19 protein-coding genes are annotated in these 25,432 nt (G+C 75.7%); 14 read left to right on the forward strand and 5 right to left on the reverse strand.

Annotation, left to right across the window (positions count from 1 at the left end):
• Nucleotides 1-64 precede the first annotated feature (64 nt).
• The 3 genes from ispG to ACFC0B_RS37400 all read left to right on the forward strand — a co-directional run bounded on the left by ispG (nucleotide 65) and on the right by ACFC0B_RS37400 (nucleotide 2,927).
• A complete protein-coding gene (gene ispG, locus ACFC0B_RS37390) occupies nucleotides 65-1,225 on the forward strand; it encodes a flavodoxin-dependent (E)-4-hydroxy-3-methylbut-2-enyl-diphosphate synthase (protein ID WP_355372150.1) in 1,161 nt (386 codons plus the stop codon).
• Between the two features lie 155 nt (nucleotides 1,226-1,380).
• Nucleotides 1,381-2,256, forward strand: a complete 876-nt coding sequence (locus ACFC0B_RS37395; protein WP_376096887.1) for a GNAT family N-acetyltransferase — start codon at nucleotides 1,381-1,383, stop codon at nucleotides 2,254-2,256.
• Between the two features lie 95 nt (nucleotides 2,257-2,351).
• Complete coding sequence (locus tag ACFC0B_RS37400) at nucleotides 2,352-2,927, forward strand: GNAT family N-acetyltransferase (RefSeq protein WP_376096789.1); 576 nt, start codon at nucleotides 2,352-2,354, stop codon at nucleotides 2,925-2,927.
• Here ACFC0B_RS37400 and ACFC0B_RS37405 read toward each other — a convergent pair.
• Together ACFC0B_RS37405 and ACFC0B_RS37410 are read right to left on the reverse strand one after the other, a co-directional pair.
• A complete protein-coding gene (locus ACFC0B_RS37405) occupies nucleotides 2,900-3,826 on the reverse strand; it encodes an aminoglycoside phosphotransferase family protein (RefSeq protein ID WP_376096792.1) in 927 nt (308 codons plus the stop codon). The genes ACFC0B_RS37400 and ACFC0B_RS37405 overlap by 28 nt on opposite strands.
• Before the next feature lie 352 nt (nucleotides 3,827-4,178).
• On the reverse strand, nucleotides 4,179-5,132 hold the full coding sequence (locus tag ACFC0B_RS37410; RefSeq protein WP_376096795.1) for a ferritin-like domain-containing protein: 954 nt from the start codon (nucleotides 5,130-5,132) through the stop codon (nucleotides 4,179-4,181).
• 295 nt (nucleotides 5,133-5,427) lie between these two features.
• Here ACFC0B_RS37410 and rimP point away from each other — a divergent pair, with 295 nt between their 5' ends.
• From rimP to ACFC0B_RS37460, 10 genes are all read left to right on the forward strand, one after another.
• Complete coding sequence (gene rimP, locus ACFC0B_RS37415) at nucleotides 5,428-5,949, forward strand: ribosome maturation factor RimP (RefSeq protein WP_376096798.1); 522 nt, start codon at nucleotides 5,428-5,430, stop codon at nucleotides 5,947-5,949.
• 57 nt (nucleotides 5,950-6,006) lie between these two features.
• Entirely contained in the window at nucleotides 6,007-7,008 is a 1,002-nt protein-coding gene (gene nusA, locus ACFC0B_RS37420) for a transcription termination factor NusA (protein WP_376096801.1), read from the forward strand.
• 127 nt (nucleotides 7,009-7,135) lie between these two features.
• Complete coding sequence (locus tag ACFC0B_RS37425; protein WP_375969135.1) at nucleotides 7,136-7,381, forward strand: YlxR family protein; 246 nt, start codon at nucleotides 7,136-7,138, stop codon at nucleotides 7,379-7,381.
• Nucleotides 7,382-7,593: 212 nt separating this feature from the next.
• Complete coding sequence (infB, locus tag ACFC0B_RS37430; protein ID WP_376096804.1) at nucleotides 7,594-10,743, forward strand: translation initiation factor IF-2; 3,150 nt, start codon at nucleotides 7,594-7,596, stop codon at nucleotides 10,741-10,743.
• Between the two features lie 134 nt (nucleotides 10,744-10,877).
• On the forward strand, nucleotides 10,878-11,174 hold the full coding sequence (locus ACFC0B_RS37435; RefSeq protein ID WP_376096807.1) for a DUF503 domain-containing protein: 297 nt from the start codon (nucleotides 10,878-10,880) through the stop codon (nucleotides 11,172-11,174).
• A 153-nt stretch (nucleotides 11,175-11,327) separates the two neighbouring features.
• Nucleotides 11,328-11,771 (forward strand): 30S ribosome-binding factor RbfA, encoded by a 444-nt coding sequence (rbfA, locus tag ACFC0B_RS37440; protein WP_376096810.1) that lies wholly within the window; start codon nucleotides 11,328-11,330, stop codon nucleotides 11,769-11,771.
• A 2-nt stretch (nucleotides 11,772-11,773) separates the two neighbouring features.
• A complete protein-coding gene (locus ACFC0B_RS37445; RefSeq protein WP_376096813.1) occupies nucleotides 11,774-12,880 on the forward strand; it encodes a bifunctional oligoribonuclease/PAP phosphatase NrnA in 1,107 nt (368 codons plus the stop codon).
• 67 nt (nucleotides 12,881-12,947) lie between these two features.
• Nucleotides 12,948-13,889, forward strand: a complete 942-nt coding sequence (gene truB / locus ACFC0B_RS37450) for a tRNA pseudouridine(55) synthase TruB (RefSeq protein WP_376096816.1) — start codon at nucleotides 12,948-12,950, stop codon at nucleotides 13,887-13,889.
• Nucleotides 13,890-14,078: 189 nt separating this feature from the next.
• Nucleotides 14,079-17,798, forward strand: coding sequence for a serine protease (locus ACFC0B_RS37455; protein ID WP_376096818.1), 3,720 nt, complete (start codon nucleotides 14,079-14,081; stop codon nucleotides 17,796-17,798).
• Nucleotides 17,799-17,863: 65 nt separating this feature from the next.
• Complete coding sequence (locus tag ACFC0B_RS37460) at nucleotides 17,864-18,808, forward strand: bifunctional riboflavin kinase/FAD synthetase (RefSeq protein WP_376096821.1); 945 nt, start codon at nucleotides 17,864-17,866, stop codon at nucleotides 18,806-18,808.
• Nucleotides 18,809-18,886: 78 nt separating this feature from the next.
• On the opposite strand, the gene ACFC0B_RS37465 is transcribed toward ACFC0B_RS37460, so the two are convergent.
• The 3 genes from ACFC0B_RS37465 to eccE all read right to left on the reverse strand — a co-directional run bounded on the left by ACFC0B_RS37465 (nucleotide 18,887) and on the right by eccE (nucleotide 23,553).
• A complete protein-coding gene (locus ACFC0B_RS37465; RefSeq protein WP_376096824.1) occupies nucleotides 18,887-21,202 on the reverse strand; it encodes a MinD/ParA family protein in 2,316 nt (771 codons plus the stop codon).
• Nucleotides 21,203-21,364: 162 nt separating this feature from the next.
• On the reverse strand, nucleotides 21,365-22,138 hold the full coding sequence (locus ACFC0B_RS37470; protein WP_376096827.1) for a hypothetical protein: 774 nt from the start codon (nucleotides 22,136-22,138) through the stop codon (nucleotides 21,365-21,367).
• Nucleotides 22,138-23,553, reverse strand: coding sequence for a type VII secretion protein EccE (gene eccE / locus ACFC0B_RS37475; protein ID WP_376096830.1), 1,416 nt, complete (start codon nucleotides 23,551-23,553; stop codon nucleotides 22,138-22,140). Before eccE ends, ACFC0B_RS37470 begins: the two co-directional genes overlap by 1 nt.
• A 170-nt stretch (nucleotides 23,554-23,723) precedes the next feature.
• On the opposite strand from eccE, the gene ACFC0B_RS37480 reads away from it, so the two are divergent.
• Nucleotides 23,724-25,400 carry a type VII secretion protein EccB gene (locus ACFC0B_RS37480; RefSeq protein ID WP_376096833.1) on the forward strand — a complete coding sequence of 559 codons (1,677 nt, stop codon included), beginning with the start codon at nucleotides 23,724-23,726 and terminating at the stop codon, nucleotides 25,398-25,400.
• Nucleotides 25,401-25,432: the final 32 nt, after the last annotated feature.

The following is a 25,432-nucleotide window of genomic DNA, read 5'->3' on the forward strand; positions in this document are numbered from 1 at the left end:
CGGGCTCGGCCGTTCCAGCGGCGGCCGCACCGACCACACCTCAACCCCGGGGAACCCTGCGCACATGACCGCGATCTCGCTCGGTATTCCGTCTCTGCCGCTCAAGCCGCTCGCCAAGCGCCGTGTCTCCCGCCAGATCATGGTCGGCAACGTGCCGGTCGGCGGCGACGCCCCGGTGTCGGTGCAGTCCATGACGACCACGGTGACCTCGGACATCAACGCCACGCTGCAGCAGATCGCGGAGCTCACCGCCTCCGGCTGCCAGATCGTGCGGGTCGCGGTCCCCTCCCAGGACGACGCCGACGCGCTGCCGATCATCGCGAAGAAGTCGCAGATCCCGGTGATCGCCGACATCCACTTCCAGCCGAAGTACGTCTTCGCGGCGATCGACGCCGGCTGCGCCGCGGTCCGGGTCAACCCGGGCAACATCAAGGCCTTCGACGACAAGGTCGGCGAGATCGCCAAGGCCGCCAAGGACGCCGGTGTGCCGATCCGGATCGGCGTCAACGCCGGCTCGCTCGACAAGCGCCTGCTGGAGAAGTACGGCCGGGCCACCCCCGAGGCGCTGGTCGAGTCCGCGCTCTGGGAGTGCTCGCTGTTCGAGGAGCACGACTTCCGCGACATCAAGATCTCGGTCAAGCACAACGACCCGGTCGTGATGATCAACGCCTACCGCCAGCTCGCCGCCGCCTGCGACTACCCGCTGCACCTCGGCGTCACCGAGGCCGGCCCCGCCTTCCAGGGCACCATCAAGTCCGCGGTGGCCTTCGGCGCGCTGCTCGCCGAGGGCATCGGCGACACCATCCGGGTCTCGCTCTCCGCCCCGCCGGCCGAGGAGATCAAGGTCGGCAACCAGATCCTGGAGTCGCTCGGCCTGCGCCAGCGCGGCCTGGAGATCGTCTCCTGCCCGTCCTGCGGCCGCGCCCAGGTCGACGTCTACAAGCTCGCCGAGGAGGTCACGGCCGGCCTGGAGGGCATGAACGTGCCGCTGCGCGTCGCCGTCATGGGCTGCGTCGTCAACGGCCCGGGCGAGGCCCGTGAGGCCGACCTCGGTGTCGCCTCCGGCAACGGCAAGGGCCAGATCTTCGTCAAGGGCGAGGTCATCAAGACCGTCCCCGAGTCCAAGATCGTGGAGACCCTGATCGAGGAGGCGTTCAAGATCGCCGAGCAGATGGAGGCCGAGGGCGCCGAGTCCGGCGCGCCGACCGTCACCGCCGGCGAGTGAACCGCCCCGGTGTCGGGTAGGTCCGCGCAGTTCTTCCGGAAGCGGGGCCGTCCGTGCGCGGACGGCCCCGCGGCCGTGTCCGGGTGGGGCCGGGGAGTAGGGTGCGGCCAGAGTCGTCTCAGTAAGGTGCTGTCTCGATGCTCGATCGAGGTGTGATGCTCCCCAGCTCGTTCCAGGCCGCCCGCGCCCTGGCGACCACCCGCGTGCTGGAACCGCCGGACCTGGCCGACGCCCTCGCCGTCCTCCACCGCGATCCGGTCGCCAACGCCTTCGTCGCCACCCGGGTGGAGGCCGTCGGCCTCGACCCCTGGCGGCTCGGCGGCGAGATGTGGGGCTGGTACGACGAGCAGGGCGAACTCGACGCGCTCTGCTACGCGGGGGCCAACCTGGTGCTGGTCGACGCCGGTCCGCAGGCCGTCCAGGCCTTCGCCGAGCGCGCCCGCCGGCAGGGGCGCCGCTGCTCCTCCATCGTGGGCCCGGCCGGGCCCACCGCTGCGCTGTGGGCGCTGCTGGAGCGCAGTTGGGGGCCGGCCCGGGAGGTGCGGGGCCATCAGCCGCTGATGTCGGCCAGCGTGCCGTCCGCCGAGATCGAGCCGGATCCGCTGGTGCGGCGGGTGCGGCGGGGCGAGATCGACACCCTGATGCCGGCCTGCGTGGCGATGTTCACCGAGGAGGTCGGGGTGTCGCCGCTGGCCGGTGACGGGGGGCTGCTCTACCAGGCGCGGGTCGCCGAACTCGTGTCCACCGGGCGCTCGTTCGCCCGGTTCGGGGAGGACGGGCAGGTCGTGTTCAAGGCGGAGGTCGGGGCCGTCACGGCGGGGGCCTGCCAGATCCAGGGGGTCTGGGTGGCGCCCGAGCACCGGGGGCGGGGGTTCTCCGAGACCGGGATGGCGGCGGTGCTGGAGATCGCGCTGCGGGAGGTGGCTCCGGTGGTCTCGCTGTACGTCAACGACTACAACCTGCGGGCGCGGGCCGCGTACCGGCGGGTGGGGTTCCAGGAGGTCGGGGCGTTCATGAGCGTGCTGTTCTGAGGGGGCGGGGTCGGGTGACCGGAGGGACCGGAGGCGCTGGAGGCGCCGGGGGTGCACGGGGTGCCGGGGGTGCACGGGGTGCCGGGGGGACCGGGGTGGTCGGAGTGGTGGTCGAGGCCATCGACCTCGCGGCGTGGGCTCCGCAGGCCCTCGACGTGCAGGCGGTGGCGTTCGGGCTCACTCCGGAGGAGGTCATGGTCCGGCTGCACATCGTCGGGCGGCACGCCCAGCAGCCCGGGGTGATCGCGTTCGGGGCGTTCGGCGGCGGGCGGCTGATCGGGTTCGGGTACGGCATGCCCAACCACCGTGAGCACTGGTGGAGCACGGTGATCGAGCCCTATCTGGTCGCCCGGGGGCACGGGGACTGGCTGGACGACGTCTTCGCGGTCACCGAGCTGCACGTGCTGCCGGAGTTCCAGGGGCGGGGGGTCGGCTCGGCGCTGATCCGCACGCTGACCCGGCGGTCCGGGATGGACCGCAGCATCCTTTCCGCGATCGACGCCGAGACGCCGGCCCGGCGGCTGTACCGGGCGCTGGGGTACCGGGATCTCGCGCGGGCCGTGCACTTTCCTAACACGGAGCGGCGGTACGCGGTGATGGGGGCGTCGTTGCCGTTGCGGGGGCCGGGCGGGGCCGGTTCGGCTCAGAGCGCGCCGGCGAACTCCAGGTAGAGCTCGGCCTCGGGGCGGCGGTTCGCCGCGAGGGCGGCCAGGGCGAGGTCGACGGCGCGGACCAGGGTCCAGCCGCGGAGGCGGTCGCGGTCGACGTCCAGCGCCTCGGCGAGCTGGTGCAGACGGCGGCGGACGGCGGCGGGGGCGCCGGGGGAGCCGATGAGGGTGTCCGCGCGGTCGAGGACGAGGCGGGCCAGGTCGTAGGCGCGTTCGCCGATCAGGGGGCGGGGGGCGATCGCCAGCCAGGGGGCGCGGTCGGCGGCGAGGACGTTGCCGTGGTGGAAGTCGCCGTGGAGCAGGAACTGCTCGGTGGCGGAGGCGGTGAGGGCGCCGGCGGTTTCCCGGGCCTCGGTGAGGAGGGGGGTGGCTTCGGGGACGGTGGGGGTGGCTTCGGGGGCGGTGGGGGCGGGGGGAGCGGTGGGAAGTGTGGCGGGGAGGGCGTGCGGGAGGGGGAGCGGGAGCCAGAGGCGGTGGAGGAGGCTGGTGGCTTCCAGCATGGCCTTGGGCTCGGCGAGGGAGCGGAGGGGGATCTCGCCGTGGAGGCGTTCCAGGAGGAGGACGCTGGAGGTGGCGGTCCGGTGGGCGTCGAGGAGGAGGACGGCGCCGCGGCCGGCCCAGGCGGTGAGGGCCTCGGGCTCGTGGGCGGTCTCGGGGGTGCGGAGGGAGACCTTCAGGGCGGCCGGGGTGAGGTCGTCGTTGCGGTGCACGTAGGCGACCAGGCTCAGGGAACCGCCGGGGTCCAGGACGCGGTCCAGGGTGAGGTCGAGGCGGGTGAGCTGGGCGGCGACCAGGGCGGGCAGGTCGGCCAGCCAGGTGGCCGCCTCGGCGGGGTGGGCGGCGGTGATGCTGCGCCTGAGCCAGTCGGGGACGGTGGGCTGTCCGGGTGCGGGTGCCGACATGCTGGCCTTCCGGTCGCGGGTGACCTGGGGTGGTACGGGTCCATTGTCCGGTATGGGAGGGATGGGGTGGGTCGGCAGCGCGGGGCGGGGGTGTGCAACGCGGCTCTCGGGAGGGTGGGTGCGGGGTCGGCTCCGGGGGTGGCCGCTCCGGGGGCTGGATGATTTTCCGACTGCCGGCCCTGTTGGGGGTGGGTGCTCGCCGTTGGCAGTCCGGAAATCACCCGTGACGCCCCTCTCCGCGGCCACCCCCTGCGCCGCCCCCTCCCGCAGAGCGTCCCTCTCGCCGGGGTGGGGAGGGAGGTTTGGTGGGTGGTGGGGCCGGGTGGGGTGGTGCGGGTGGGGGTGTGGCCGGTCAGGGGGTGGGGGTTGTGGCGGGGGTGTTGGGGATGCCGGGGAAAGGGGTGGGGGTGGCGCCCCAGTGGTGGGCGCGCAGGGCGCATTCGCGGAGGGCGTCGGCGGCGAGGGGGCGGTGGGGGGCGGGGGCGGCGGCGACCAGGTCGGCGTAGACGGTGGTGAGGCGGGTTTCCAGGTGGGCGGCCAGGCGGGTGGCGGCGGGGGTGTCGGTGACCGGGAACGGGAGCTGGTAGCCGGCGGCTGCGGCGGTGGGGGTGGCGCCGGTGCCGGCGAGGAGGCGCTGCCAGGCGTCGCGGCGGGACTGGTGGGCGGCCAGGGCGGTGCGGGCGTCGGTGCGCTGCTGGTCGTCGGGGAGGCGGGCGCCGACCACGCCGTAGCCGTAGATGGCCGCGTGTTCGGCGCTCAGGGCCTCCTGGAAGGGGGTGGCCGCCTCGCCGGGGGTGGGGACGGTGCTGGGGGTGGCGGGGGACGGGGCGGGGGTGGGGGTGGAGTCGCCGAGGGTGGTGGCGTGGAGGACGCCGGCGGTGGCGACGGAGGCCAGCAGGCGGGCCAGCTGGGGGGAGGCGGCGGCCAGGTCGGCGAGGCGGGACTGGGCGGTCTGGCGTTCGAGGGCGGCCAGGGCGGGGAGGGTGGTGGGGGCCGCCGTGGGCGGGGTGGCCGGGGTGGTGGGGGGAATCGTGGTGGAGGGCTGGAGGGCGGCGCGGTGCTGGGCGACCTCGGCGCGCAGGGGCTGGAGCTGGGGGGCCTGGGGGAGGAGGGCGTCGTAGCCGGCGAGGAGGGTGTCGGTGGCGGCGACGGCGCGCAGGCGGATCGGCTCGTCGGGGTCGGGGCGGCGGCCGCCGGCCGAGGCGGCGGGGTCGGTGCCGTTCCCGCCGGTGCAGGCGGTGAGGGTCGCGCCGGCGGTGAGGAGCAGCCCGAAGGTCAGAAGGGTCCGTCGGCTGGGCGGCTGCATGGGTGTCACTCCGGAGCGTGTACGGGAGGACGGCCTGCCCGCCTGCCCTCGTTGGCGTGAATGATTACAGAATCCTTACGTCTGTGGGCGTGGATTGCGTTCGCGGTGGGGGCGTGCGGGCGGTGTGAGCTTGCTCGCACCGGGTGAGCCGGGGCCGGGGCCGGAATCGGTGGTTGGGGGGTTCACCGGCTAGGCTTTGGGCCGAGCTGCCGTGACCCGGCCGTGCGCCGTACCGGCGCCGGGGGTGCGGCGCGACCTTCTGACAACAGCAGACGCGGCCGAGGAGTCCACCCGGATGAGCACCACCCACACCGACCGGCTGCGCGCGTTGCTGGAGCCGCTGGCCGCGCAGGCGGGCCTGGATCTGGAGGACGTCAAGGTCACCCAGGCGGGCAGCCGCCGCCAGGTGCAGATCGACGTAGACGCCGACGGCGGCGTGGACCTGGACACCATCGCGGAGTTCAGCCGGGTGGTCGGCGAGGCCCTCGACGAGTCGGACGTGATGGGTTCCGGGGCGTACGTCCTGGAGGTCGGTTCGCCGGGTGCCGAGCGTCCGCTGGGCGCGCCGCGGCACTGGGCCCGCGCCGAGGGCCGGCTGGCCAAGATCCACCTGGTCGACGGCGGGGAGATCGTCGCGCGGGTGCTGGAGGCGGACGAGGACGGCGCGCTGGTCGAGGTGCAGCCGGTGAAGGGCCGCGGCCGGCCCAAGGAGCGCCGTCTGGAGTACGGCGAGATCGCCCGTGCGCGGGTCCAGGTGGAGTTCAACCGCAAGGACGACGAGCTGCTGCTCGACGAGGGGGACGACGGTGCGGAGTGACGACCTGCGCACCGACCGCACCATGATGAACGTGACGAAAGACGAGGAGGCGTAGCCGTGGACATCGACATGAGTGCCCTGCGCACGCTGGTCAGCGAGAAGAACATCCCCTTCGGCCTCGTGGTCGAGTCGATCGAGTCGGCCCTCCTCACCGCGTACCACCGCACCGAGGGCTCGCGCCGCCGCGCCCGGGTCGAGCTGGACCGCAAGACCGGCCACGTGACGGTCTGGGCGACCGAGGACGCGTCGGAGCTGGAGGAGGGCGTCGAGCCGAAGGAGTTCGACGACACCCCGAGCGGCTTCGGCCGGATCGCCTCCAGCATCGGCATGCAGGTGATGATGCAGCGCCTGCGCGACGCCGCCGACGACCAGACCTTCGGCGAGTACGCGGGCAAGGAGGGCGACATCGTCACCGGTGTCGTCCAGCAGGGCAACGACCCGAAGAACGTGCTGGTCGACATCGGCAAGCTGGAGGCCATCCTCCCGCCGCAGGAGCAGGTCCCGGGCGAGGACTACCGGCACGGCACCCGGCTGAAGTGCTACGTCGTGGCCGTGCGCCGGGGCGTGCGCGGGGCGTCGGTGACGCTGTCGCGCACCCACCCCAACCTGGTGAAGAAGCTGTTCGCGCTGGAGGTCCCGGAGATCGCGGACGGCAGCGTGGAGATCGCGGCGATCGCCCGTGAGGCCGGCCACCGGACCAAGATCGCGGTCTGGTCGCGCCGCCAGGGGCTGAACGCCAAGGGCGCCTGCATCGGCCCGATGGGCTCCCGGGTGCGCGCGGTGATGGGCGAGCTGCACGGCGAGAAGATCGACATCGTCGACTGGTCGGAGGACCCGCGCGAGATGGTCGCCGCCGCGCTGTCCCCCGCCCGGGTGACCAGCGTGGAGATCGTGGACCTCGCCCAGCGCTCCGCACGGGTGATCGTGCCGGACTACCAGCTGTCGCTGGCGATCGGCAAGGAGGGGCAGAACGCCCGTCTGGCCGCCCGTCTCACCGGGTGGCGGATCGACATCCGGCCGGACACCGAGGGCGCCGAGCAGGAATCCGCGGCCCAGTAGTCGTTGCCGTCCGACCGCCCCCGCCGGTTCCCCCGGGATCGGCGGGGCGGCGCCATGTCCCTTCGGAGGGGTAGACTTGCCTTCGTCTGGCCGGACGCATGTCCGAGCACGCCCGGAGCGCACCTGCGTGGGCTGCCGCAAGCGCGCGGCCAAGCACCAGCTGTTGCGTGTCACGGCGGTCGAGGGCGTCTGCGTCCCTGATCCCCGTGGCGCACTGCCGGGCCGGGGCGCACACCTGCACCCCGAACCGGCCTGCCTCGACCTCGCGGTCCGCCGACGGGCGTTCCCCCGGGCCTTCCGGCTCCAGGGCGCGCTCGACACCGGGCGGCTCCGCGAGTTCATCGAGGAGCGGGTGAGCGACAGCTCCCCGTGACGGCTCGCCGCTCGCGCGGCGGAGAACCACCGCAACAAGCACGGCGCACGGGCAGCCGTACGCCGTGCCACCAGTCAGGTACCTCGCGATGTGGAAGTAGGTCGAGATTGCGATGAGCACTCGATGAGTACGCGATGAGTACGCGATGGGTACGCCCATGAAGTAGCGACAGTCCGGCGGACGAGACCCCCGGACTCATAGACAGGAGTGAAGTGGCTAAGGTCCGGGTTTACGAACTCGCCAAGGAGCTCGGTTTGGAGAGCAAGGCCGTCATGGCCAAGCTCACCGAGCTGGGTGAGTTCGTCCGTTCGGCGTCCTCGACGATCGAGGCGCCGGTCGTACGCAAGTTGACTGACGCGCTTGGTGTTCCCCCCACCGGTGGTGGTTCCGCTGCCAAGCCGGGCCCGCGGAAGCCCGCGGCGCCCCAGCCCGCGGCCGGTTCGGCCGCGGGTGCACCCAAGCCGGGTGCCCCGGGTCCGCGCCCCGCGGCCCCCGGTCCCCGTCCCGCCCCGGCCGCAGGCCCGGCCGCCCCGGCTCCGGCCCCGGCGGCCGCCGCCCCGGCCGCGCCCAAGGCGTCCGGCCCGACGCCGGGCCCGCGCCCGGCTCCGCGCCCGGCGGCTCCGGCCGCCCCCGCGGCCGAGTTCTCCTCGCCGGCCCCCGTGTCCGGTGAGACCCCGGCCCAGGCCTCGCGTCCGGCCGCCCAGGCCTCGCGTCCGGCCGGCCCCGCCGCCGGCGGCGGCGCCCGTCCGGGCCCGCGTCCGGCCGGCCCGCGTCCGGGCAACAACCCGTTCACCTCGGGCAGCGCCACCGGTATGGCGCGTCCCGGCGACCGCCGTCCCGGCGCGCCGGGTGCGCGTCCGGGTGCCCCGGCCGGCCAGGGTGGCGACCGTCCCCGTCCGGGTGGCGACCGTCCGCGTCCGGGTGGCCAGGGTGCCCCCGGTGCCGGTGCCCCCCGTCCGGGTGGCGACCGTCCGCGTCCGGGTGGCCAGGGTGCCCCCGGTGCCGGTGCCCCCCGTCCGGGTGGCGCCCCGCGTCCCGGTGGCGCGCCGCGTCCGGCCGCTCCGGGTGCCCCGGGTGCCGGTGCTCCGCGCCCCGACGGCATGCCGCGTCCGGCCGGCCCGCGTCCGACCCCGTCGGGCATGCCGCGTCCGAACCCGGGCATGATGCCGCAGCGTCCGGCCGGTCCGGGCCCGCGTCCCGGCCCGGGTGGCCGTGGTCCGGGTGGCCCCGGTGGCCGTCCGGGTGGTCCGGGTGCCGGTGGCGCCCGTCCGGGCTTCCAGGGCCGTCCGGCCGGTCCGGGCTCGCGTCCGGCCGGTGGCGGCTTCGGCGGCCCCCGTCCCGGTGGCGGTGCCCCGGGCGGCGGTGGCGGTGGCTTCGGCCCGCGTCCGGGTGGCTTCGGCGGCCGTCCCGGTGGCCCGGGTGCCCGTGGTGGCACGCAGGGTGCCTTCGGCCGCGGCCCCGGTGGCCGTCCGGCCCGTGGTCGCAAGTCGAAGCGGGCGAAGCGCCAGGAGTACGAGGCCATGCAGGCCCCGTCCGTCGGCGGTGTGATGCTGCCTCGCGGCAACGGCCAGACCGTTCGCCTGTCGAGCGGCGCCTCGCTGATGGACTTCGCGGAGAAGATCAACGCCAACCCGGCCGCGCTCGTCTCCGTCATGTTCAACCTCGGTGAGATGGTCACCGCGACCCAGTCGGTCTCCGACGCGACCCTCGAGCTGCTGGCCGGCGAGATGGGCTTCCAGCTGGAGATCGTCAGCCGGGACGACGAGGACCGCGAGCTGCTGGAGTCGTTCGACATCGACTTCGGTGCCGACGAGGGCGACGAGGACCAGCTGGCCCCGCGCCCGCCGGTCGTCACCGTCATGGGTCACGTCGACCACGGTAAGACCCGCCTGCTGGACGCCATCCGCAAGTCCAACGTGGTGGCCGGCGAGGCCGGTGGCATCACCCAGCACATCGGTGCCTACCAGGTCGTCACCGAGGTGAACGGCGAGCAGCGCCCGATCACCTTCCTCGACACCCCGGGTCACGAGGCGTTCTCCGCCATGCGTGCCCGTGGTGCGAAGTCCACCGACATCGCGATCCTGGTGGTCGCGGCCAACGACGGTGTCATGCCGCAGACGGTCGAGGCGCTCAACCACGCCAAGGCCGCCGGTGTGCCGATCGTGGTCGCCGTCAACAAGATCGACGTCGAGGGCGCCGACCCGACCAAGGTCCGCGGCCAGCTGACCGAGTTCGGCCTGGTGGCCGAGGAGTACGGCGGCGACACCATGTTCGTCGACATCTCCGCGCGCCAGGGTCTGCACATCGACCAGCTGCTGGAGGCCGTGGTCCTGACCGCGGACGCCTCGCTCGACCTGCGGGCCAACCCCGAGCAGGACGCGCAGGGTATCGCCATCGAGGCCCACCTCGACAAGGGCCGCGGTGCCATGGCGACCGTCCTGGTGCAGCGCGGTACCCTCCGCGTCGGCGACTCGATCGTGGTCGGCGACGCCTACGGCCGCGTCCGCGCGATGCTGGACGAGAACGGCAACAACGTCGCCGAGGCCGGCCCGTCCCGCCCGGTGCTGCTGCTCGGTCTGACCTCGGTGCCCCGCGCCGGCGACAGCTTCATCGTCGTCGACGAGGACCGCACCGCCCGCCAGATCGCCGAGAAGCGCTCGGCCCGCGACCGCAACGCCGCCTTCGCGCAGCGTCGGGTCCGGGTGTCCCTGGAGGACCTGGACAAGGCCATCGCCGCCGGCTCCATCGAGCAGCTCAACCTCATCATCAAGGGTGACGTCTCCGGTTCGGTGGAAGCCCTGGAGGACGCCCTCGTCAAGCTGGACGTGGGCGAGGAGGTCGAGCTCCGGGTCCTGCACCGCGGTGTGGGTGCCATCACCGAGTCCGACGTGGACCTGGCGATGGGCTCGGACGCCATCATCATCGGCTTCAACGTGCGCGCGGAGGGTCGTGCGCGCGCCGCGGCCGACAAGGAAGGCGTGGACGTCCGGTACTACTCGGTCATCTACCAGGCGATCGAGGAGATCGAGAACGCCCTCAAGGGCATGCTCAAGCCGGAGTACGAGGAGGTGCGCCTCGGCGCCGCGGAGATCCGCGAGGTCTTCCGCTCCTCCAAGTTCGGCAACATCGCCGGTGTCCTGGTCCGCGACGGCATCATCCGCCGCAACGCCAAGGCCCGCCTGCTGCGCGACGGCAAGGTCGTGGCGGAGAGCCTCACCATCGAGGGTCTGCGCCGCTTCAAGGACGACGCGACCGAGGTCCGCGAGGGCTTCGAGGCCGGTGTCACCCTGGGCTCGTTCAACGACATCAAGGTCGAGGACATCATCGAGACCTACGAGATGCGCGAGAAGCCGCGCGCGTAAGCGGGTGGCTGCCGGGGCCGGTCGACGGATGGAATTTCCGTCGACCGGCCCCGGTCCTGCTGTGTAGGGTCCGGGGAGCGGTCCGGTTCGGGACCGCTCCCCGAGGCCTTCCAGGTCGGCTTGACCTGTCACACATGTTCGTGGGAACACTCACCTTCGACCTGCTGCTGGGCGACGTCCACTCGCTCAAGGAGAAGCGGTCGATCGTGCGGCCCATCGTGGCCGAACTGCAGCGCAAGTACAGCGTGTGCGCTGCCGAGACCGGGAACCAGGATCTGCACCGCCGGGCCGAGATCGGTCTGGCGGTCGTGTCCGGCGACGCCGGGTACGTCACCGAGATCCTGGACAGCTGTGAGCGGTTGGTCGCCGGCCGCCCCGAGGTAGAGCTGCTCTCCGCCAGGAGGCGCTACCACAACGACGACGACGAATGAGAGCTGTGGAGCAGGGCGGCGCGAGTCGCCGTTCTCACACGGATCAGGACCGAGAGCGCCCACAAGGCTGGGCGCGGGCCGGTACTTTGGGGCAGGGGCCCCGATGGGCGCGCAGCACGCCCGAGTACCCGGCCCACTGCACGAGGAGGCAACGTGACCGACACCGCAAGGGCGCGCAAGCTCGCCGACCGCATCCAGGTGGTCGTCGCCCAGACCCTGGAGCGCCGGATCAAGGACCCGCGACTGGGGTTCGTGACCATCACCGACGCACGGGTGACCGGCGACCTGCGCGAGGCCACCGTCTTCTACACCGTCTTCGGCGACGACACCGAGCGTGAGGCCACGGCCGCCGCGCTGGAGAGCGCCAAGGGCGTGCTCCGCTCCGAGGTCGGCAAGCAGACCGGGGTGCGCTTCACCCCGACGCTGACCTTCGTCGCGGACGCCCTGCCGGAGAACGCCCGGAACATCGACGACCTGCTCGACCGGGCCCGGGCCATCGACGCCGCGGTGCGCACCACCGCCGCGGGCGCGACCTACGCCGGTGCCGCGGACCCGTACAAGGTTCCGGCGTCCGAGCGTGACGACGAGGACGAGTAGTCATGGCGGGTGAGCCGGCGGCTGCCGGTTCGGCGGCCGGTACCGGTTCGACCACGGGGGCGTCCTCCACCGACACGGTGGAGGGTGCCCTCGCGGTGCTTCCCGGACCGCGCGCCGAGGAGAGCGGGGCCGAGCTGGTCTGGCAGCAGGTGGTCGCGGAGATCGGACGGGCCCGCTCGGTCGACCTGATCTGCCACATCTGCCCGGACGGCGACGCGCTCGGCTCCGCGCTGGCGGCCGCGCTGGCCCTGCGCGACCTCGGCAAGGAGGTCCGGGTCTCCTTCGGCGACGACCCGCAGATCGTCCCCGAGTCGCTGGCCTTCCTGCCCGGCCAGGAGCTGATCGTGCCGGCCGCGGCGGTGCCCGACACCCCCGAGCTGGTGCTCTGCTTCGACGTCGCGGCGGAGAGCCGGCTCGGCCTGCTGCACGACAAGGCCTTCGCCGCGCCGGTGCTGGCCGTCCTCGACCACCACGCCTCCAACCCCGGTTTCGGCACCCACCAGCTGATCGACCCGACCGCCCCGGCCACCGCCGTCCTGGTGGACGAGCTGCTGCGCCGGCTCGGCGTGGAGCTGGACCAGGACCTGGCGACCTGCCTCTACACCGGCGTCGCCACCGACACCGGCTCGTTCAAGTACCGGGCCACCACCCCGGCCACGCACGAGCTCGCGGCGCGGCTGCTGGCCACCGGCATCCGGCACGACCTCATCGCGCGGCAGCTGTGGGACACCTCCTCCTTCGGCTACCTCAAGGTGCTGGCCGGCGCGCTCGACCGGGCCGTCTACGAGCCCGCGGCGGCGGGCGGGCTCGGCCTGGTGTGGACCTGGGTGCCGTACCAGGACCTGGTGCTGTTCAGCGTGACCGTCGAGGAGATCGAGGGACTGATCGACATCCTGCGCCGCCCGGCCGAGGCCGAGGTGGCACTGGTGCTCAAGCAGGACCCGGACGGCACGCTGCGCGGCTCCTCGCGCTCCAAGGGCGCGGTGGACGTCGCGGCCGCCTGCGCCGCGCTGGGCGGCGGCGGGCACGTCTTCGCGGCCGGCTTCTCCGCCCGGGAGGACGTCGCCGTGGTGGTGGAGCGGTTCCGGGCCGCGCTGCGGGTTCGGTAGCCGCGCCGAGGTTTCGGTAGCTTTGCGGTGCGGTTGATGTTTGCAGGGCTTTGACAGAGAGAACTTGATGAAGCGCAAAGGCACCGGTCCGGACGGCCTGGTCATCGTGGACAAGCCGGAGGGCATCACCTCGCACGGGGTGGTCGCCAAGCTGCGGTGGCTGGCGGGGACACGGAAGGTCGGCCACGCCGGCACCCTCGACCCGATGGCCACCGGCGTGCTGGTGATCGGCGTCGAGCGGGCCACCCGGCTGCTCGGCCATCTGATGCTCACGGCCAAGACCTACGAGGCGACGATCCGGCTCGGCCAGACCACCGTCACCGACGACCGGGAGGGCGAGGTCACCTCCTCGACCCCGGCCGACGCGGTGGACCGCGCGGCGATCGACGCCGGGATCGCGGCGCTCACCGGCGAGATCATGCAGGTGCCGTCCAAGGTCAGCGCGATCAAGATCGACGGCAAGCGGTCGTACGCGCGGGTGCGCGAGGGCGAGGACTTCGAGCTCGCCGCCCGGCCGACCACCATCCACGCGTTCACCGTGCACGAGCAGCGCGCGGCGGTGGCGGAGGACGGCACCCCGGTGATCGACCTCGACGTCACCGTGGAGTGCTCCTCCGGCACCTACATCCGGGCGCTGGCCCGGGACCTCGGCGCCGGGCTCGGCGTCGGCGGCCACCTCACGGCGCTGCGGCGCACCAGGGTCGGGCCGTACGGGGTGGAGTCGGCGCGGACCCTGGAGCAGCTGGAGGAGGCCGTCACCGGCGGCGCCTCCGGCGGCCCCGGCGCGCCGCTGGAGGTGCTGCCGATCGGCGCGGCCGCGGCGGCCGCCTTCCCGCGCTGGGACCTCGACGCCGACCAGGCCAAGCAGCTCTCGCACGGCGCCCGGCTGAAGGCGCCCGGGCTGGGCGTGGACGGGCCGATCGCGGTGTTCGGGCCGGACGGCACCTTCCTGGCCCTGGTGGAGGAGAAGGGCGGCCAGGCCCGTCCGGTCGCCGTTTTCGTCGGCTGACCGCACCGCGGCGTCGGCCGGTGCGGGGGAAGTTCACCCGCACGGGGGAGCTCGCGAAGTGAACGGCGGTCGTGACCGGCGTGGGCGTGGTCGGTCCGCGGTCGCGCCGGGCAGGCTCCCCGGCGGCGAGCAGGTCGCCGCGACGAGTCCGCTCCAGGGCCGGCCGGCCCTGCGGGGAGGGCTGCGGGCATGCCGGGACTGCGGGGCTTCAGGGGCCGGCCGGGGGAGGACGACACCGAACCGGCGGGCGACGCCGGCCGGTCGCTGCTGCGGATCAGCGACCGGGAGGGACGGCTGCGCGGGCTCGGCTTCGTCGTCGACCGGCGGGGCACCGTCCTCACCGCCCACGAGGTGGTCGCGGGCCTCGACGGGGTCGTCCTGCACCTCTCCGGCGGGCAGACCCGGGTGGTGGGCCCGGACCACGTCCGGCCGCTGCCCGGGCACGGGCTCGCCCTGCTGCGCACCGACCCGGCCGGCGGGCTGCCCGACCCGCCGCTGCCCCTCGCGGCGCCGCCGGAGGCCGGCAGCGGCGAGGGGCTGCTGCTGCCGGTCCCGGTGCGGGGCGAGGGGCGCGCGGACGGGCGGACGGTGCTGCTGCGCTGCGCCGCCGCCGCGACGACCGGGGCGGTGTACCCGCAGGCCGACCGCTTCCACCTGATCGGCGGCGTGCTGCTGCTCGACGGGCCCCCGGCGGCGGACGCGGCGGCCGTTCCGGCCGGGGCGCCGGTGCTGGACGCCGGCAGCGGCGCGGTGGTCGCGGTCGTCGCGCCCGGCCTGCGCGCCCCGGGCCGGTCGGGGCCGCCGGCCGCCGTCCCCGTGTCGGGTGCCGGCGCGGTCGAGCCGGAACTCGCCGAGGTGCTGGCGCGCAACGCGGCCGAGGTGCCCGCGTACGGGCGCGCGCTCAACCTGGCCGGGGTGCTGCGGCTCACCGCCGCCCAGCTCGCGGCGGCGGGCGCGGGCCCGGGCCGGGTGACCGCCCTCGCGGCCGACCGGGTGGACCGCCCCGACGGCCTGGCGGAGTGGGCCGACCCGCCGGCCGGCGGGGGTGCGGCGGACGCGGGCGGGACGGCGGAGGCCGGGGTGGTGGCGCTGGTGGGGGCGGCCGGCACGGGGCGCAGCACCGAGGCGGCGGCCGTGGCCGCGCGCCGCGCGGGCGGGGAGCGGCCGCGGCCCACGGTGTGGCTGCGCGGGGCCGATCTGGTGGCCGGTGACCTCTCGCTCGCGGGGGCGGTGGAGCGGGCGCTCGCCTCGGCGGCGGCCGGGCTGGAGGTGCCTCCCCCGGGGGCCGCGGCGGTGGCGCTCTGCGCGGCGGCCGGGCGGCCGCTGCTGGTGGTGCTGGACGGGCCGGAGGAGTCGCCGGTGCCGCTCGACGCCGACTGGCTGCGGGCGTCGGCGGGGTGGCTGGCGGCGGTCGGCGCGCGGCTGCTGACCGTCTGCGGGGAGGAGGCCTGGGAGGGGTTGGCGCCGGACGGGGCGGCGGGCGCGTTCCTGGTGCCGGTCGGCGGCGCCGGACGGCGGGCGGACGCGGTGCGGGTGGAGGTCCGGCGGCTCGGTCCGCTGCCGGCCGAGGCCGCGGACCGGGTGCGTCGGCGCTACGGGCTGCCGCCGGGGTGGCCGGCGCCGGCGGACGCCCGGCACCCGTTGGCGGTCCGGCTGGCGGGGGAACTGTGGGCGGAGGGGCTGCGCGGGGAGCCGGTGCGCCGCAGCGAGCTGTTCGCCGCCCACCTCGACCTGTGCTGTCTGCGGGTGGCCCAGCGGCTCGCCGAGGACGGCCGCTCCCGGCGGCCCGGGGCCCACCGGCGGGGCGCCGTCCGGCCGGCCGGGGAGGGCACCGGGCAGGTGCGGCGGACGGCGGCGGCGGTGGCCGGACGGGTGCACGAGGCGGCGCGGCGGATGCTCGGCGCCGGGGAGGGCGGCCTGGGCCGGGCCGCGTTCGAGGAGCTGTTCCCGGCGGCCGGCGGGTGGGCGACGGCGGTGCTGGCGGAGGGGCTGTTCGTCCCGGCCGGGTCGGGCCACCGCTTCGCCCACGGGGAGTTCGCCGACTGGCTGCAGGGCCTGCACCTGGATCTGGACGCGGCGCTGCGGCTGCTGCTCGGCGAGGCCGAGGACACGCCCGGTCCGTCGGCCGGGGACGCGGGGACCGGGCCGCCCGGGGCGCGCGGGGCGCGCGCCACCGTACCGCGGCACCGGATCGGCCCGGTGGCCGCCGCGCTCCGGCGGATCGGCGAGACCTGGGGCGCGCCGGCGCTGGATCCGTGGCTGCACCGGCTCTGGCGCGCCGTGGACCTGCGCCCGCCGGGCAGCGAGCCCGGCCGGTGGGCCCGCGCGCTGCTCGCCGCGGGCCTGGCGGCCAGCCCCGACATCGGCGAACACCGGGCGCTGCTGGAGCAGTTGGCCGACCGGATCGTCGAACGGTCGGCCGCCGCGGGAGGGTTCGAACGGCTGCCGGCGCACGGGCTCGGCGGGTTCGGACCGGGGTTCTGGGCCGCCCTGGGGCTGCCGGTGCCGGGCGAACTGGCGCTGCTGCGGAGGCTGGTGGCCGCCGACGGCCCGGACCGGCGGTTCCTCGCCGCGGTGGCCGAGCGGCAGCGCGCCGATCCGGCGGGCGTGCTGCCGCTGCTGTGCGCCTGGTTCGACGATCCGCGCGGTCTGCCCGGCCGCCCCGGGGCCACCGTCGCCGACCTCGCGCACGACCTGCTGTTCGCGCACCGGGCGCTGGCCCTGGACGAGTTGACCGAGGCGCTGGCCGGGGCAGCGCACCCCCGGGCGGACGCGCTGCTGGCCGTACTGGCCGCCGAGGAGCCCTCGGCGCTCTGCCGGGCGGTGGACCGCTGGAGCCACGGCCCCCGGCCCGAACGGCACGTCGCCGCCGCGGTGCACGCGCTGCGCACCGCGCCGTACGCGCGCGGCGCCGGGGCGGAACTGCTGCGGTTCACGGCGCTGGCGCTGCTGGCCCGGGAGGACGAGCCCGCCCTGCACGGCGCCGCGCTGGCCCTGCTGCTGCGGGACGAGCGGAGCCGGGCCGGGCACCTCCCGGCGGCGCTGGCCGTGTACCGGCGCGGCGACGACCGGTTCCTGACCGCGCGGGCGCTGGCCCCGGCGCTGGAGAGCGACCCGGAGCCGGTCCTCGCGGCGCTGGCGGACCGCCTGGGAGGCCCGGGCGGCGCGGACCCGGCCGGTGCGCCGGTGGCCGGGACGCTGCGGGTGATGGCCGACGCCCGGGCGCCGCTGGCCGCCCGGCGCGGCGCCGAACTCGCCGCCCGGCTGCTGCGGGAGCGGCCGGCCCTGGCCGGTCCGGTCGCCGTCGACTACCTGGGCCGCCGGCTGGCGCACGGGGCGGCGGAGGGGGCGGTGGCCCGGCTGGAGCTTCGGACGCTGCTGAGCAGCGCCCTGGCGGCCCGCGCGGTGGCCGTCCGCCGGCCGTTCGCCGAGGTGCTGTCCCGCCCGGTGCCCGACCCGGTCGCGGACGCGCTGCGCTGCGAGCTGCTGGACACCCTGCTGGCCACCGAGGGGGACCCGGAGGTGCTGGCCGCCGCCGTCGCCGGGCTGGCCGAGCACTGCGCGGCCGAGCGGCCGGCGCGGGCCCGCGCGGTGCTGGTGCGGGTGGCGGCCGGGCTGCCGGACGCCGACGGGCTGCTGGTGCGCTGCGCCGGCCGGTCGGCGGCCTTCGCCGCGCTGCTGGCGCGCTGGCCGCAGGACGAGCGCCCGGCCCGCCCGGTGGGGCCGCGGCTGGACCGGCTGCGCGCCCTGGTGGCGGCCGGCCGGGATCCGCAGTACGCGGCGGCGGAGGCCGAGCGCGCGGGCGGTTCCGGGGCGCCGCGGCCGCCCGCCGCCGGGCCCCGGAACCCGCTGGAGCGCCCAACCTGCCTTCCGGTGCCGAACTCGGGACAGGCGCATGGCACGCTATAGGGGTTCGGGTTTTGAGCGTTTGAGCGTACCGACGGTACGCGCCGTAGGGAACAAGGAGCGGTCAGGTGCAGCGCTGGCGTGGCCTGGAGGAGATCCCCGATGACTGGGGACGCAGCGTCGTCACCATCGGCTCGTTCGACGGAGTGCACCGCGGACACCAGCTGATCATCAACCGGGTGGTCGAGCGCGCCCGCGAGCGGGGCGTCCGCTCGGTGGTGGTCACGTTCGACCCGCACCCGAGCGAGGTGGTCCGCCCGGGCAGCCACCCGCCGCTGCTCGCCCCGCAGCCGCGCCGTGCGGAGCTCATCGAGGAGCTGGGTGTGGACGCCGTGCTGGTGCTGCCGTTCACCACCGAGTTCTCCAAGGAGTCGCCGGAGGAGTTCTTCCGGCAGGTGCTGGTGGACGCGCTGCACGCGTGCCTGGTCGTCGAGGGGCCGAACTTCCGCTTCGGCCACCGGGCGGCGGGCGACGTCGCGCTGCTGGCCGAGCTGGGCCGGGCCGCGGACTGCGGCGTCGAGGTGGTCGACCTGCAGGTGCGCGGCGCGGCGGGGGACGGCGAGCCGTTCTCCTCGACGCTGACCCGCCGGCTGGTCGGCTCCGGCGACGTCGCGGGGGCGGCCGAGGTACTGGGCCGCCCGCACCGGGTGGAGGGCGTGGTGGTGCGCGGCGCGCAGCGCGGCCGCGAGCTGGGCTACCCGACCGCCAACGTGGAGACCGTGCCGCACAGCGCGGTCCCGGCCGACGGCGTGTACGCGGGCTGGCTGACGGCCGACGGCGAGCGGATGCCGGCCGCGATCTCGGTGGGCACCAATCCGACCTTCGACGGCACCGCGCGCACCGTCGAGGCGTACGCCATCGACCGGGTCGGCCTGGACCTGTACGGGCTGCACGTGGCGGTGGACTTCCTGGTCTACCTGCGCGGGATGGAGAAGTTCGACTCCATCGAGGCGCTGCTGGACCGGATGGCCGACGACGTGAAGCGCGCCCGCGAGCTGACCGAGGCCGGCTGACCGGCACCGCCGCGAGAACGGCACGAGGGCCCGCCGACCGGAAGGTCGGCGGGCCCTCGGCGTTCGCCGCGCGGGCCGCTACTGCTGCTGCGGCGGGGCAGGCGGCGGCGGGTAGCCGTAGCCGGGCGGCGGCTGGTGGTCGTCGGGCTGGCCGTAGCCGTAGCCGTACCCGGGGGCGGGCGGCGCGGGCGGCTGCTGCCACTCCGGGGCCGGCGCCTGGGGCGGCCCGCCCTGCGGGGCCGGCTGCTGGGGCGGGTAGCCGTACCCGGCCGGGGGCGGCGGGGTCTGGCCGGGCTGCTGGGCCCAGGGCGCGCCCGGCGCGGGCTGGGGCGCCGGCTGGCCGGGCTGCGGCGGGTAGCCGTACGGGTACGGCCGGCCGTACGGCGGCTGGTCCTGCGGACCGGGCTGGGGCTGCGGGTAGCCCGGCGCCGGGGGCTGCTGCTGGGGCGCCTGCGGCTGCGCGGCCTGCTGGTGGGGCGGCTGCTGGTGGGGCTGCTGCCAGCTCGCCTGCTGGGCCGCCTGCTGCTGGGCGGCGGCCTGCTGGGCCCGGACGATGTCCTCGCCGACCAGGGTGGCCAGGTCGAAGTACGCCTCGCGGACCTTGGGCCGCATCATGTCGAGGTTGACCTCGGCTCCGGCCGCCAGGCTCTCGTCGAACGGCACCACGACCACGCCCCGGCAGCGGGTCTGGAAGTGCGCGACGATGTCCTCCACCTTGATCATCTTGGCCGTCTCGCGGACCCCGGAGACCACCGTGATGGACCGCTGCACCAGGTCGGCGTAGCCGTGGGCGGAGAGCCAGTCCAGGGTGGTGGAGGCGGACGAGGCGCCGTCCACGCTGGGCGTGGAGACGATGATCAGCTGGTCGGCGAGGTCCAGCACCCCGCGCATCGCGCTGTACAGCAGACCGGTGCCGGAGTCGGTCAGGATGATCGGGTACTGGCGGCCCAGCACGTCGATGACCTGGCGGTAGTCCGAGTCGTTGAAGGTCGTCGACACGGCCGGGTCGACGTCGTTCGCCAGGATCTCCAGGCCCGAGTGGAGGTCCTGCGAGGTGAACTGACGGATGTCCATGTAGCTGCGCAGGTGCGGGATGGCCGTCACCAGGTCGCGGATGGTGGCGCCGGTCTGCCGCTTGACCCGGCGGCCGAGGGTGCCGGCGTCCGGGTTGGCGTCGATCGCGATCACCTTGTCCTGGCGCTCGCTGGCCAGTGTGGCGCCGAGGGCGGTGGTGGTCGTGGTCTTGCCGACGCCGCCCTTGAGGCTGATCACCGCGATCCGGTAGCAGCTGAGCACCGGGGTGCGGATGATCTCCAGCTTGCGGGCCTTCTCCGCGGCGGCCGCCTTGCCGCCGAACTGGAAGCGCGGCTGCTGGCGCTGCTGCTTCGGCTGGCTGCGCAGCAGCCGGTCCGAGGACAGCTCGACGGCGGCGGTGTAGCCGAGCGGCGCGCCGTGCGCGGTCTGCTGCGGGGCTCCGGCCTGCTGGAACGCGGCGGGCGCGGCGGGCGGCCGGCCCCACTGCGGGGCGCCGGGCTGGGGCTGCGCGGGCTGCTGGTAGGCGCCGGGCTGCGGCCAGCCGCCCGCGCGGGGGTCGGCGGCGGTGGGCGGCGCGGCCTGGCCCGGCTGCGGCGGTCCGGGCTGAGGCTGGCCGGGCTGGGGCTGGCCCGGCTGCGGCTGCTGCGCCTGCTGGGCGGCGGCCCAGGCGGTCGGGTCCTGCGGATAGGGCTGCGGCTGGCCGGGCGGCGCCGGGTAGGGCTGCGGCTGCGCTGGGCCCGGGTACGGCTGCGGGGGCGCCGCGGGGTCGGCCGGCGGCCAACCGTGGCCCGCCGCGGGCGCGGGAGCCGCGGCAGGGGCCGGGGCCGGCGCGGGGGCCGGGAGGGGCTCCGGGGCCGGGACGGCGTGCGCGGCCGGCGGTACGGCGGACGCCTCGACGGGCAGGTGCGGTGCCACCCCGGGGCCACCCGGAGCGGGCGCGGGAGCCTGAGCGGGCACGGGAACGGGCACGGGCACGGCGGTCTCGACCGGCTGCGGCCGGACCGGCGGAAGCGGCGCGGCCGGGGCGGGCGCCGCAGCCTGAACGGGCGTCTGAACGTGGGTCTGAACGGGCGCCTGGGCCTGGGCCGGAACCGCGGGCGGCACGACGCCCGGCGCCGGATCCGGTGCGGGCGCCGGAACGGCCTCCGGGGCCGGAGCAGCCGCGGCCGCCCCGCCGGGAGGCGGCGTCACCCGGGCACCCGGCTCGGCCGCTCCCGGCGCCGGAGCCGCTGCCGGAGCACCCGCGGCGTCCGTCTGCACGTACCAGGACGGGGGAGTGTAGTCGGGCGCGTCGGACCAGTCGTCGTCGTCCTCCGCCGCGTTGTCGCCGACGTAGACGCCGTCCCGATCGCTGCTCACCTAGGCTCCCTCGTGTTCGCCGCCGCACGTTCGCGGTGCCGTTGCCGCCTCACAGCCTAGGCCGTGAGCCACCCCCGGCTGAAGGCGGTGCCGCAATCTCCGGACGGCTCCCGAGCGGGCCGCGGGCGAGCCGCGCACGGCACCCGACCGCGCCCGCGGGGGTCAGTCGAGGCGCCGCGGACCGCCCAGGACCTGCTGTTCCGCCTGGCCGGCCACGATCCGCACGTACTGACGGTTCATCCGGGTCGTCCACAGCGTCAGGTCGTCCGACAGCGAGGGCAGCGCGGCCACCTCGCCCGCGCCGAGCGAGAGCACCCGGCCGATCAGCTCGGCCTCCTCCGGCATCACCCGCTGCACCCCGACCAGATCGGCCGAGTTGAGCACCCGGACGGCGTTCGGCCCCAGGTGCGGCACCACCGTCAGCACGGTCTGCCAGGGCGCGGCGGAGAGCCGGCTGCGCGGCGGGCGGGCGCCGAGGTCGCGCACCACGAGCACCGGTGAGCCGACCGAGGCGCCCTGCGGGCCGAGCCGGCCGGGCTGGTGGACCGTCACGCACGGCTGGCCGCCGCCCGCGGCCTGCGCCATCGGGCCCCACAGGTGGCCGCGGGCGGTCTCGACGGCGATCCGCGCGCCGGTGGCGGCCGCCCGCAGCGCGATGACCTGCGCCGTCCACAGGCCGCCGACCAGCACCAGCTCGTAGGCGCTGGGCCGGAACAGGCCGAGGACGGCGGGGCGCGACTGGTGCACGTCCTCGCCGATCAGCACGCCGTCGTCGCCGACCGGGAAGGACAGCGCGTCCAGCTCCGCGAGGGTCAGCACGTGCTTCTCCCGGCGCGGGCCGCGCAGCCCGAAGCCGGGCAGCAGCCGGGGCCGGACGCGGGGCTGCGGCTCCGTAGCGCCCTGCGGGGCGGCGGCCGGCTGGGTCTGGTACACCATCAGGAAGCACCTCCCAGCGGAAGGGTGGCCAGGACGCCGGGGGCCTGCTCCAGGTCGAGCCGGGTCAGGCCGAGCCCGGTGCTCTGGGCCCGCGCCTCCACCTGCCGGCCGAGGTCGACGGCCTCGCTCTCGCTGCGCCCGGTCACCCGGACGTGGCCGCTGAGGGCCACCGAGCCGCCGGTGCCGTGACCGGCGGTCAGACTGAAGGTGCTGGCCAGCGCGGGGGCGCCGGTGACCAGGTTGACCAGGTCGGGGACGGCGATCCGGCCGGGGGCGCCGCCGGGGCGGCCGAGCTGCGGCCAGCGGGAGATCCAGTAGGTGCTGTGCCAGCGGTCGTCGACCCGCCAGAACCGGTTGGTCTCCTGGGTGCGCCGTCCGCTGCCGCCGCCGCTGCCGGTGCCCTGGCGGCCCGCCGTGGCCAGCGGGTTGACGCAGCTGGAGATGGCGAGGGCGGCGATCAGTTCGCGTTCGTCGAGCACGGTGACGTTGAAGCCGGCGCTGTTCAGCCGCCCGGCGAGCTGGTCGGTGACCCGCTGGAGCGCCTTGCGGGCGCCCTGCTCGCCGCCGCCGCGGGCGCGCACCGCGGTGGCCGCCCGTTCCGGGTCGAGCTTGAGCGCCACCCAGGTGAGCCGCAGCGCGGGGGTGGCGGTGCCGTCCGCGAGCTCCCGGTAGGCGCGGGCGGCCAGCGACTGCTCGGGCAGGTGCGGCGCGGGCGCGGGCTGGGTGTGCTGGACGAGCTGGACCGACTCCAGGGTGATGTCGTCGACCCGCAGCGCCGAGCAGAGCACGTCCAGCGGCAGCGGCCGGGCGGTGCGGGCCGGGCGCAGCGGCAGGTCCTTGGCCTGGACGAGCAGGACGGCGCTGAGGAAGGTGCCGTCGCCGACCATGCCGGTCTCCCGGCGCACCGGGCGGCCGCCGAGGTCGGCCTCGGTGGCGTGGGTGCAGGTGCGCAGGGCGGGTTCGAGCTCCAGGGCGGGGGCGAGCGCCGGGTCGGTGCCGGGCGGCGGGACGTGCGCGCGGGCGCGCTTGCGGCGGGCCTTGAGCGCGGCGCGCACCCGCAGCGTCTCGGGGATGGTGCGTCCGCGCAGCGGCACGAGCGCGAGCACGACCAGCGCCAGGGCGACCGCGCCGAAGCCCGCGGCGACCGGCCGGCTGATCGTCCAGCCGACCGCGACCAGCGCCACCGCGACCTCGACCAGCACGAGCTGTTGGAGCCTCAGCCGCCCGCCGAGCAGCCCGGGCCGGGGGTGGACGCGGACCGGGACGGGGCCGTCGGCGCCGCCGGAGCGGGGCGTCCGGGCGGCGCGGTCCGGAGCGGGGGAGCCGCCGTCGTCGGTCCGGCCGCGTCGTGCGGAGCGGCGTGGACCGCCGTCCCGTGCCGTGCTCCGGCGCCCTGGAGCGGTCTGGCTTGGCATCCCCCGAGTGCCCCTCTCTGGTTCGGTTGTCGCGGCCCGGCTGGCCGGTGCGTGAACCGTACCCGTACCGTACTCACCGTCTGCTGCCGCATCGTAGAGGGTTCGAGCACGTTCTCGCCCGGGGGGTGCGGGACACGGGGCAGGACGGTCTGACAGGGGAGACGACGAGGATGGCATCGCGCCGGGACGAGCTGAACGCCTACACCTTCGCCCGCAAGCGCACGGTCGCGGCCTTTCTGCTGCCCGGCGGCGGGGGGAGCGACGAGGACGCGCCGCGGCCGGTCAAGGCGGTGCTGCCGAGCGTGATCGTGGGCGCGCTGGTGGTCGGCGGCTTCGGCCTCTGGGGCGTGTTCAAGCCGAGCGCCCCGGTGGGCTGGGACGAGGGCAAGTACATCGTCCAGGGCAAGCAGAGCACCACCCGGTACGTGGTGCTGACCGACCCGGACGGGAAGACCAAGCGGCTGCACCAGGTGCTGAACATGGCCTCGGCGCGGCTGGTGCTGCCGGTGGACTCCAAGGTCGTGGTGGTCGACGACGGCGTGCTGGACCGCTACCCCAACCACGGTCCGACGATCGGCATCCCGTACGCGCCGGACAAGCTGCCGAGCAAGGAGAACGCGAGCCGGCCGATGAAGTGGGCGGTCTGCGACCGCCCGGGCGACGACCAGGGGAGCACCGTCGACCAGGCGGTGTTCGTGGCGGGCGGCGCGGACGCGGACGTCCTCGGTGCGAAGGACCGCCAGCTGGACGTCGGCCAGGCGCTGCTGGTGCAGCTGGCGGACGACCCGCAGGTCACCGCGTCCGGCCAGGCGGCGGGCCAGGGGAAGTTGAAGGTGTTCCTGGTGGACGACAAGGGCCGCCGGCACGCGATCGGCGGGCCGGACGACTCGGACGCCACCCGCACCCAGCTGATGGGGGCGGTCTTCGGGCCGACCGCCGTTCCGCAGAAGGTGAAGAAGGACTGGTTGGAGACCCTGGCGCCGGGCAGCGACATCGTCTTCCCGAGGATCGACGGACTGGTCCCGGACACCAGGACCGCCAACTCCTCGGTGCCGCTGCAGAACCCGGAGGACCGCAAGGTCGGCCGGCTGGTCCGGTTCGGCGACAAGCACTACGTGGTGGGCAGGAGCCAGCTGCTGCTGATCAGTCAGTTCCAGGCGGAACTCATCCGGCAGAACCCGCAGTTGCAGCCGCTGTACAACCAGGACGCCAACAAGAGCCCGCGGATCGACGACCTGACCCCGGCCGAGCACGCCGTCGTCAACAGCAATGTGCCGCTGATGGCCGAGGGCGCCGCCGACTGGCCCGCCAGGACGGGCGCGCCGTCCAACACCTGGCAGGCGCCGAAGGACGCGCGCCGGGTGGTCTGCAGCACGTTCGAGGGAGTGGCGGAGGACGGCCGGACGCCCCGGCGCAGCGTCTGGGCGGGCCCCGACTACCCGGTGCGCTACAGCAACGGGGCGGCCACCGCGCATGTGACGCCCGGTCACGGTCTGTTCTACCGCGCGCTGGACAACGCGGCGGACGGCTCCGGCACCGACTTCCTCATCACCGAGACCGGCCTGCGCTACGCGGTGCCGGCCAGCAGCGAGGGCGGCAAGGGCGGCCAGACCGCCGCGCCGGCCCAGCCCGGTCAGCCGACGGCCCAGGGCGGGGCGTCGAAGACCCCGACGGCCCAGCCCGCGACGCCGTCCGCCCCGCCGCAGCCCGAGGAGGCGGGCGGCAACCAGGCCCGATTGGGTTACCAGGGCCTGCAGCCGGCGCTGGTGCCGCAGCAGTGGTCGAACCTGGTGCCGGCCGGTCCGGCGCTCAACGCGAAGAGCGCGGCGCAGCAGCAGAACGCCTGAGGAGCCTCGGCCCGCGCGGCGCAAAGGAATTG

Source organism: Kitasatospora sp. NPDC056184 (assembly GCF_042268405.1).
Taxonomy (GTDB): domain Bacteria; phylum Actinomycetota; class Actinomycetes; order Streptomycetales; family Streptomycetaceae; genus Kitasatospora.